Genomic DNA, 8,514 nt, shown 5'->3' with positions numbered 1-8,514 from the left:
ACTCGTTGCTGATCGTTTTCTCAGCGCGGATCATGCCCATTAAGAGACCTGCCCCCTAGTTTCTATGAAATCTGGGGCGACCTATTCCCCAAGGTCAAAAGCGGTCAGGCCAAGGTGTGGCTCTAGAGCCGTTTCCGGAAAATCACACTTCAAAGGCGAGTCTTTCATCGTCACCCAAACACCTTGAGGCATCGCTTGTACATATCATCCGTTTTTTGTTTGTAGGTGGCCTCATCCATGTCTCGCCAGTACTTGGGATTGCGACGGTCAGTTTTATCGTGTTCTGCGGTCACTGGGTCTTTGTCGCGATGGGGCTCAAACAACGGAATGTCCGGCAACGGGGCTGTGCTGTCCATGTATTGCAGCCAGAAGTTCCATAACGCCTTGTGGTCTTCGTCGTTGGCAGAGGCCGCCTGGAAGGCAGTCAGGGTCAGTGCCTCCTCACGAAACCTATGAACCATTGCGCCATAGTATAGCGGTAGACCCTGGTGAGTAGGGCCGCTGTGGACGTAGCCATCAAACTCGGAAAACGGCGACTGCCAGGCAATCTGGCCGGCATCCCGCTTCTTCTTTGGGTTACGAAAAACTGTGATCAGCCCAGTGCGGCGGTTGAATTCCCAGAGGGGGCCTTTAGGGTCTTTGTAGATCCAGGCAGGAAAGAGGCGTTCGATGAGACTGATAATACCCCATACCAAAACACTCGTACCCCCACCATAAAACATTACGGGTATATAAAATTCTTTAAGCAGTGACCGCCAATCATTTTCAACCGTGATGAGCATGGTGATACAGATAAAAGTAAAGACAAGAATCCCAATGGTCGAAAGGAACTTAGCAAAAGCTTTGACTATTAACCAGCGCCATGACGAACTCGGCAGCGTGGTGTAACGAATACTCTCTTGGTTGATCCAGGCAATCGGTATGTTCTCTTTACCGGGCCCTTTTTCAACGTACCAGTTAGTATCCTCCTCCTGTCCCGGCGGCCAGGTCTCCAGAAAATCACCAGGCGCCACATTAGGGAAATATTCCTTGGACAGCTTTTGTCCCGCTGCCCACTGGAACCGAAAGCTTCGGGAGCGAGTGTCCAGTTGCCCTCGGCGACGAGACTTACTTTCTCGCTCGGGTTGCCAGGCGGTCGGGCTGTAGTAGCTACTCTCACCCATTGGAAGCTTTCTCCATAACATTCTGGTTTCGGTGGGCACGGATATTCAGAGCTACCCGGTTTGTGGTCAGGTTGGCCCAGAAAGGGGCGTCATCCTGGGTAAAGTCCGGCTCATCGTGATCGCCGTACTTGCTCGTTTGAAAGACTAACGAATCGCGGACGGGCGGTGCCGGAAACACATATTCCCTGTCCGTACCCAGTTTGGCAACCAGTCGCCCCCGTACCGTCCACTCGTAATAGACCATCCCCGCCCGCTTGGGTGTATGCAGCCAGTACTCGATGCCATTTGGCAAGGCTCTGCGGTGAGTCCACCAATGGCTAGAGGAAGGCTCCTCCAGCTCGCTACTGATCACTGTGGTGCCGCCCCCCGGTGGGTTTGGTCGACGCTCTTCTTTGAGGCGGCGAATATAAACTTTAAGTGCAGCATCTCCCAATATGCTAACCAGATTGCTTTTAACTACCACACGGAAGTTGGTCTTTATCAGCTCATCGTGCAACGCATCTACCTCCCGGCGAGAAGGTGTTGATCCATGTTCGCTGAGGCGGGTTTCAGCCACTCTACGCGCCTCAGCTGAGTCTACATGGTGCAGCGACTCCTCGATCCGAACACCGGCCAGAATATTGGCAAGCCGGTAGAAGGCCTCCCGTTCTGGCACTGGTTTGGGTGCTGGCGCTTCGGGCGTATCATTGGCCCAAGGCAGCCAAGACCAGAAACCCTCAGAGGATTCCACCTGGGTTTCCTCATCCAGGGTGACTGCATCTGTTTCTGGAGCCTCGCCCCATAAGTGCTCGTACGACGAATTGCGGTAGTCCCCGAATGGCCCGTTCTTAAGCCAGGACTCCAATTCGTCGTCTTCCAATAAGCTGGCGGCCAGTGACCCGCCAATGACCAGCGTCAGGCCGACGCCCAGCACGACCCAGCCCGCTGGGGTGCTCAGCCCCAACACAGCTCCGGTACTGGAAGCCGCCGCAGGACCTGGGCTCATCAGTGCAGCGCCAGCCCAGCCTGTCATTAGGGCACCAACACTCGAGCCTCCCATGGCAACGGCTGAGGCCGCTTGACCTGTTCTCAGGTAGTGAATCGAATCCGCTGCTCGGATACCGGCATCCAGCAAGGCCAATATAGAAACCGACGCCATTCGCAAGGTTACCGCTCGTGGCAATCGGCTTCCGAAAGCCTGAGAGATTCTGCCTGCAGCTACGGCCTTCTCAACGTCAAATATCACCCGATTCATTTGGCGGGCAATGGCCGTGCTATCCATCAGTTTCTTGGACAGTTGCTCAGCCACAGCAATTGACGCGAACATGAGGTCCGATACTGCAGACGTATATTCTGCTCGAGCGCGCCCATTTCCTCGTGATCTCGTCAAGCCAGCATACTTTGCGGTTACATTATTGAGGTTCCAAAGCTCAAACCCCAACACCACATAAGGCAACCCAAGCCGATCCAGAGACTTCCCAAGACTGCGCTGCCGGCTCATCTGTTGCCGCACCTCGCGGTAGTTCCTTACAAGTTCGGAGTTTGCGGGTGCCATAAAGGCGAAGAACCGACCGGAATCTTCCACCCCCACTCCGCCCGGCACTCTGTTTGGGTTGGTGCTACCGATGATGCGCCCTTCGCTGTCCTGGACTTCTCCGAAGAACCGACCACTGCTATTGTTGCGATTGAAGTAATCACGCTCCGCTTCGGTCAGCCCATTACGCAACCCGATCTCGGGATCTTCCACGCCCAGCACGACCATATTCATCCCCTGCGACCCTTGAGGCAGAAAATGAAGCTCACCGAGCAATGTGGGGTTCATGGCCTTGAGGGCTCGCACTATGGGGCCATGAATATCCAGATCGATACGCATCGTTTCACCATAAACGCGCTGCAGAGCTTTGTTGAACTGGTTCATCAGATGGCCACTTATTCCATCGAGAGCCTTGGTTGTCATCCTCAAATGTCCGAGGGAATTGAAAGCCCCTTGTTCAGTTAAGGCCACAATTGAGACAGCCTCCAAAGTCTGCAGGTCTTCCTGAGCCGGCAACGGGTCATCCTGATCCAGCTCCGCAAAAGCTGCTGGCCGAAACAAGCCGTCACCCGTGTTAGTTTCCAACTCCGGTAACTCGTAGGGTTGGTTCAGCGGCACAGCTTCTGGTTGGGGATACAACATGGCATGCAATGGGTGGTTTGAACCTTCCTTTGCAATATTGATGACTAGCCGGGAGCCGCCCAGAGCCGGATTATCATCCGCGTCGGTCAGGCGGCCACTGCAACGGGTATCGCAATCAGGGTTGCTGGCAGCCAACCACGGTTTATCAACAACCTCCGCGTCATGCTGCAGGGTGCTGAACAGCTGCCCCGTCAGCATAAAACCGCTCTGGTAATCACCCCCCTCCAAAGAGAACAGGTCAGCCAGCCGGGTCTGATTATGAGCGTCTTCTACCAAGGCCAGTAGTCGTCGTTGAGCAGCTTTGATCGTATTAATTCCATGAGCCCTATAAGCACGATGAAGAGCTTGCCCAAGCTTACCAGCCATGGAGAGATCAAGATGCTCCGTATGTTTGTTCAAAGGGTTGGGCTGCCCGCCCAGCATCTCTGGCAATATCGTTTGCTCGACCAGTTCAGCACTTTGATAATGGGGCTGACGATTGGCCCACTCCCGCAAACCCTTTTGGTACACCATACCGGCGTTGGTACGAGCCATGGCTTTGCGGATTTCATACAGTTCATCGTAAACGACGACTCCCAGTACCCTCCTATTACGGCAGCCATCAAAGATATCTTTGGATTTGCCAATACTCTCCCACACTTTGCGAGTGCTAGCGTCCGCAGTTGCGGCTTCGCCAGTCTCACCGGCAAGGTCCTGTAATACCATGTTCCTGATTGCTGCAGTGGGGCCTAGGTTTGTATTTCGATATTGGCTCTCACGCCATGCGTTTTCAGCATCGTCTCCGCCGGCAAAGAAGTTTTTCTGTTCCTCAACCGCTAACTCATAACACTCCAGTCCATACTGGCCGTCAAGATTACTGAGAAACTCGAAAGCACAAGGCAACTGTTCTTCCAGCAGAGGTTGCCGGCCACGCTGATGCTCCACTTCATCCAAGGAAACCAGTTCTGCAAACTTCGGGCCCCAACGGGCACTCGGGTTCTGCACTATCCTCTGGGTTCGCTCGCCTAGTGCCGCCCTATCGTTTTCCAGGAAATTGACGCGTGCAGCAGACCATTGAACCTCCGACCAGGCCACTCTAACGTCGCTGGAGTAAGTAACACTTGTGCGGTAATAATTTACAGGCACCCAGATTTCTTCCAAAGGCACCGACGTGGGCAAACGTATGTTGGCGCTCAGGTATTGCTGCCCTTCTTCTCTGTAATTACCCAGCGAGACGTCCCGAAATATGAGCTGTCCATCATCACTCTGAGTTATGTTTATTTCACGCCATAACCGGTTATCCCGGAACAGATAAAGATAACCTGACCGAGCCGACACAATCTGTTGTGCCGGTACCCCAGCTATTGGCTCCTCACGCTCCACCAAAGTTAGCGGAACAAATGGCGCAAGAATCAGCTTCTGGCGATTCAATTGCCGTGGAGTTGACTCTGGAAGGCTATATAGCGGAATCAATAACGGGTCGCCCTCCTCCGCTGCAATTTCCAGAGCTACATCGGCCTGCTGCGCGCTTTGCCATGGCCATACGCGAAGCACGCTGGAGTCCAGAATTTCTTTGTCAATTTGGCCATCAACGGCGGTGTAGGGAGCCGAGCCTTCATGATGCAGTATGCGAAGTTCCTGTCCCTGCGGATGATCCGTACCCAGCACTTCCACAATGAGCGTATCGCCCTCACAGGCAGGACCGCAGTTGCCTTGATCTCGGGTTGGTTTTGATTCAGACATCCCTGTCACTCCCTTCTTTGTATATCGGGCTCATGATCAAGCGCTTCCCGCGCTCAATGCGAGCCACTGCTTTTCTTCCAATGATGGCACCGGCAACATCGTGACCGGTTCGGGGTGTTCACTCACAAGCCAATGCTGCTCATCAAGCGCGTCATGCCAATACCACGCACGCTCAATAACACTCTTTTCTTTTCTGGTTTCGGGGGTTAGTTTGTGCCAGATTAGCGGATCATAGAATCGAAGAAGCCCTATGCGGCCTCTATCAAAGCGCACGGTGAGTCGCTCCCGCAGCCAGTCTGACACCACTTTCAGATTATGCTGCGACTCGAGAACCAACCCTCTAAGCCGGCCACTCTCAAGCCCCTCCATGGCCCAAGTACAAGCTGCACTATCCGTAAACACCTCAACCACAAGAGGGCTTTCACTCAGATAAGGCTGCCATTCTGTCTCCGCAAACAAATGCATCCAGACAGGAGATTCTGACTTTTCATAGAGTTCCTGCAGCAAGGGCTTACGCTCTGTGCTTTCCAGCACCAAATAGCGGACATTCGCGTTTTTAACAGACTGATTATTCATGCTCCCGGCGCTCTTCAAACCGCCTGCGCCTTACCACAAGGGCAGTGAGTCAACGGGCAAGTTCCATCTGGTTGTTCTTGGCATTGTTCCACCAAAGCGGAGCGCTGCTGCTTTGCTTGCCTCATACGGTGCACCACGATTGCTTTAGGCTCTGCATCCATCCGCTGCCCGACTTCTGCCAACACCACAGGCTCCACAACCCCACCCGTAGCCGTCAACAACCCTGGCATTCCCGGCACACCAACCTTCTGCCCACTCCCCTTACCCGGCGCGCCCCCGGCTTTCAGGTGCAGAGTGCGGTTTTTTGTTCTGGCAGCGCGTAAGGCGGTGCGTTGGTGGCGTGATACGTTCGGTCAGTGATGCTGGGTCGCGGAGGTGGTCGGCGATGGCCAAGACGGGAGGGAGGAGAAGTAAGGCACCTCTGCAATAAAAACTATCCCGCTGATATTGATCTCTACGATCAAATGTTGCGCACGCAGTTCAGTTCCATTTGTGCTTGTGCAGTTTGGTCAGGTTGTCCTTTTGAAAAGTCTTGTAGCTCTCATCATCCATATTGCGCCAGTGCTGTGGATCTCGACCTTTCTTTTCGTCGTGTTCGGCCGTTGTGGGATCGAGGCGACGATAGGCTTCAAACAAAGGAATGTCTGGCAATGGTTTGGTCACGTCCATGTATTGGCGAATCAGATCCCAGTAGGCCAGTACGTCTTCGCGAAGGGTGGTAGCGGCAACAAGCTGATTCAGGGGCAACGCCCATTCCTGAGTTTTGTGGACCAGCACCAGGCGATACCAGATATTGCCCTGATGGTCCGGCAGGCTGAGCATATAGCCATCCCATTCGTGGAAAGGGGCCTGGGCGTCGATCTGACCGGGCTTGTCTGATTTTTCGGGATGGTGGAACACAGTGACCTGGCCCGTTTGGCGGCTAAGCTCCCAGAGGGGGCCTTTGGGTTCTTGGTAAATAATCTGAGGAAACTTCTTTTCAAGAAAGGCACCGAACCACCAGCAAAAGAGCAGCGGACAAAACATATAAACAATTAGGGGAAGAACCCCTTCCAGAAAAAATTCATTGAAGGTTACATCCGGCCCTTCTAAAAATGTCCAACCAACAATCCAAGTCAGGAGAAATACGGGAAACAGCATCAGGAATATCGCACGCCCCCCATGGCGCATCCACAATAGAATCCAGCTGGTTTTTGGGAGGGTCGCGTAGCGAATCACTTCTTCATCCAGTCGACCATGGTAGGTGTGACGTTTTTCAAGCTCTGTAACGCCCTTTCTTTCCTCCTCAGCCTCATTATCTCGAAGCCCTTCTGGTGTCCAGATATCGACAAAGACCGTGGGATAGACATAGCTTAGGCGCTCTCTGGAAAGCGGCGGGCCCATGGTCCAACCCTTCTGAAACAGCGCGCTTTGTTGATTGGGCTCCGACAAGACGGGCTGCTTGCGGTTGCTACGATACGCGGTGTCAGCGTAAGGCTGTTGGCTATCCATAGTGGCTGTCATCAAGCATCTTCCTTAATTCGGTGTGTTTGCTCATCGGCCCAGAATGGCTGAATTTCCTCACCGAAATTCGGCTGACTATGATCGTCTGGAGAGTAAGACAGCGCTTCGCCCAATTCCGGCGCTGGAAAATAGCGCGTTTCATCGTCGCTCCAGCGCGAATGCCACTGGGCTCGGACGGCCGCGGCATATAGCGTTTTCAGCTCCACTCGTACTTTTTCAGCTTGGTCATGTTGTCCTGTTGAAAAGTCTTGTAGCTTTCATCATCCATATTGCGCCAGTACTGCGCATTGCGACCTTTCTTTTCGTCGTGTTCGGCCGTTGTGGGGTCGAGGTAACGATAAGCTTCAAACAAAGGGATGTCTGGTAATGGTTTGGTCACATCCATGTACTGGCGAATCAGGTCCCAATAGGCCAGCACATCTTCGCGAAGGGTGGTGGCGGCAACAAGCTGATTCAGGGGCAGCGCCCATTCCTGGGTTTTGTGAACCAACACCAGGCGATACCAGATATTGCCTTGATGGTCCGGCAGGCTAAGCATGTAGCCATTCCATTCGTGGAAAGGCGCCTGGGCGTCTATCTGGCCGGGCTTGTTTGATTTTTCGGGATGATGGAACACAGTGACCTGGCCCGTTTGGCGGCTAAGTTCCCATAGGGGGCCTTTGGGTTCTTTGTAGATAACTTGAGGAAACTTCTTTTCAAGGAAAGCACCGAATCCCCAGCAAAATAGCAACGGGAAAAACATGTAAGCAAAAACTTGAAACATACCGTCCCAGAACATTTCCTTTAAAGTAACACTAGGAGGCTCTTGGCTCCACACGAGGCCCCACCCCAGGATAAACGCAGGAAACAGCATCAGGAATATCGCACGCCCCCCATGGCGCATCCATAATAGAACCCAGCTGGTTTTTGGGAGGGTCGCGTAACGAATCACTTCTTCATCCAGTCGGCCATGATAAGTATGGCGTTCCTCCAGCTCCGTAACACCTTTTCTTTTCTCCTCAGCCTTATTGTCTCGCAGCCCCTCTGGTGTCCAGATATCCACAAAGACCGTGGGATAGACATGGCTTAAGCGCTCTCTGGAAAGCGGCGGGCCCATGGTCCAACCCTTCTGAAAAAGCACGCTTTGTTGATTGGGCTCCGACAAGTCAGGCTGCTCGCGGTTGCTACGATACGCGGTGTCAGCGTAAGGCTGCTGGCTATCCATAGTGGCTGACATCAAACATCTTCCTTAACCCGGTGTGTTTGCTCATCGGCCCAGAATGGCTGATTTTCCTCACCGAAATTCGGCTGACTACTCTCGTCTGGAGAGTAAGACAGCGCTTCGTCCAATTCCGGCGCTGGAAAATAGCGCTTTTCATCGTCGCTCCAGCGCGAATGCCACTGGGCTCGGACGGC

General features: G+C 53.5%; 7 protein-coding genes and 1 pseudogene. All 8 read right to left on the bottom strand.

From position 1 onward, the window contains the following. Window positions 1-170: 170 nt before the first annotated feature. On the bottom strand, window positions 171-1,163 hold the full coding sequence (locus ACTH3S_RS15600) for a hypothetical protein (RefSeq protein WP_441809930.1): 993 nt from the start codon (window positions 1,161-1,163) through the stop codon (window positions 171-173). Continuing rightward, window positions 1,156-5,040, bottom strand: coding sequence for a hypothetical protein (locus ACTH3S_RS15595; protein WP_441809929.1), 3,885 nt, complete (start codon window positions 5,038-5,040; stop codon window positions 1,156-1,158). Before ACTH3S_RS15595 ends, ACTH3S_RS15600 begins: the two co-directional genes overlap by 8 nt. 36 nt (window positions 5,041-5,076) lie before the next feature. Beyond that, a complete protein-coding gene (locus tag ACTH3S_RS15590; RefSeq protein ID WP_441809928.1) occupies window positions 5,077-5,616 on the bottom strand; it encodes a DUF4123 domain-containing protein in 540 nt (179 codons plus the stop codon). Window positions 5,617-5,630: 14 nt separating this feature from the next. Next, window positions 5,631-5,846 (bottom strand): hypothetical protein, encoded by a 216-nt coding sequence (locus ACTH3S_RS15585; protein ID WP_441809927.1) that lies wholly within the window; start codon window positions 5,844-5,846, stop codon window positions 5,631-5,633. 250 nt (window positions 5,847-6,096) lie between these two features. Beyond that, window positions 6,097-7,119: a hypothetical protein gene (locus ACTH3S_RS15580; protein WP_441809926.1), complete on the bottom strand. Its 1,023-nt coding sequence runs from the start codon at window positions 7,117-7,119 to the stop codon at window positions 6,097-6,099. Further along, window positions 7,119-7,325, bottom strand: a complete 207-nt coding sequence (locus tag ACTH3S_RS15575) for a hypothetical protein (protein ID WP_441809925.1) — start codon at window positions 7,323-7,325, stop codon at window positions 7,119-7,121. The genes ACTH3S_RS15580 and ACTH3S_RS15575 overlap by 1 nt, the downstream gene beginning before the upstream one ends. Next, entirely contained in the window at window positions 7,316-8,335 is a 1,020-nt protein-coding gene (locus tag ACTH3S_RS15570) for a hypothetical protein (RefSeq protein ID WP_441809924.1), read from the bottom strand. Before ACTH3S_RS15570 ends, ACTH3S_RS15575 begins: the two co-directional genes overlap by 10 nt. Continuing rightward, window positions 8,335-8,514: pseudogene (locus ACTH3S_RS15565) on the bottom strand (hypothetical protein); the annotation flags it as partial. The gene ACTH3S_RS15570 and the pseudogene ACTH3S_RS15565, both read right to left, overlap by 1 nt.

Origin of the sequence: Marinobacter sp., assembly GCF_052094685.1 — a bacterium.
Classification (GTDB): Bacteria; Pseudomonadota; Gammaproteobacteria; order Pseudomonadales; family Oleiphilaceae; genus Marinobacter.
Note: the sequence above shows the minus strand (reverse complement) of the source record. Positions and strands in the feature narration are given on the sequence as shown.